A 1111-nucleotide genomic window follows, 5' to 3' on the forward strand; every position below is an offset into this window, starting at 1 on the left:
CGGCATGCGCGGGCGCTGCTGCGGCGGTGGCGGCGGAGCGCCGTTGACCGACATTCCGGGCAAGCGGCGCATTCCGGATATCCGCATCGACGATGCGCGCGCCACCGGTGCGGAGATCGTCGCAGTGGGCTGCCCGAACTGCACGGCGATGCTCGAAGGCGTGGTGGGGCCGCGTCCGGAAGTGCTGGACGTCGCCGAACTGGTTGCTGCGGCGCTGGAGTGACGCGAATGACTACGCTTAAACGGATTGACCCGCGCCGGCCGTTCACGGTTACCGCTGAGGGGCTGAAGTGCATTACGCTGCTGCGGCGCTGGAGTGACGCGAATGACTACGCTTAAACGGATTGACCCGCGCCGGCCGTTCACGATTACCGCTGAGGGGCTGAAGTGCATTACGCTGCTGCGGCGCTGGAGTGACGCGAATGACTACGCTTAAACGGATTGACCCGCGCCGGCCGTTCACGATTACCGCTGAGGGGCTGAAGCGCATCACGCGCGGCGTGACCGGTGTGGCGGGCGCGATGGAATTCCCGGGCCACGGCGCGGCGGCACATCGCGAGCAGGCGAAGCCACGCCGCACGACGGCCGTGCCGCAACACGTGATCCTGGTGGCCGCCCACGCGGACCGCGGCGCGCTCGACGATCACGCGCGCCAGACGTTAGCCGGCGCGGCGCTAATCGCCGACCCGGCAACCGAAGTCGTGCTGCTGGTATTCGGTGAATTCACGGGCGACGCCGCGGCGCTCGGCGCCGACAAGCTGATCGAACTGCCGATGTTCGATCGTCGCAGGTTCGCGCCGCTCGACGAACTGAACGCGCTCGCCGCCTGTGTTGCGGCCTATGCGCCGGTGCATGTGTTGCTGCCCGATAACGCAACCGGCGACGGCGACCTCGGGCGCCGTTATGCGGCCGCGGCCAATGCGAGCGTCGCCACGCATGTGGTCGAAATCGACGCCGCGCATGTGGCCGCCTATGTTCACGCGAATACCGCGTTCGCGGTGCGCCCGTTACCGGAAGTGATCCTGCTCGCGCCGAATGCGGTCGAGCCCAGACTGCCGTTTGCCGGCGCCGGCGAGCGGGTGGCCTGGCGTTTGGACAGCGCACCCGCTGC

The 1111-nt window shown here is 68.3% G+C and carries 1 protein-coding gene and 1 pseudogene; both read left to right on the plus strand.

Annotated features, from left to right (window positions below; translation table 11 throughout):
* Nucleotides 1–223 (plus strand): heterodisulfide reductase-related iron-sulfur binding cluster (locus ABQJ48_RS37745; RefSeq protein ID WP_367842928.1); only part of this gene is annotated, 223 nt, incomplete at its 5' end.
* 199 nt (nucleotides 224–422) lie between these two features.
* Nucleotides 423–1111: pseudogene (locus ABQJ48_RS37750) on the plus strand (electron transfer flavoprotein subunit alpha/FixB family protein); the annotation flags it as partial.

The organism is Paraburkholderia suaedae, from assembly GCF_040812055.1.
Taxonomy (GTDB): Bacteria; Pseudomonadota; Gammaproteobacteria; order Burkholderiales; family Burkholderiaceae; genus Paraburkholderia.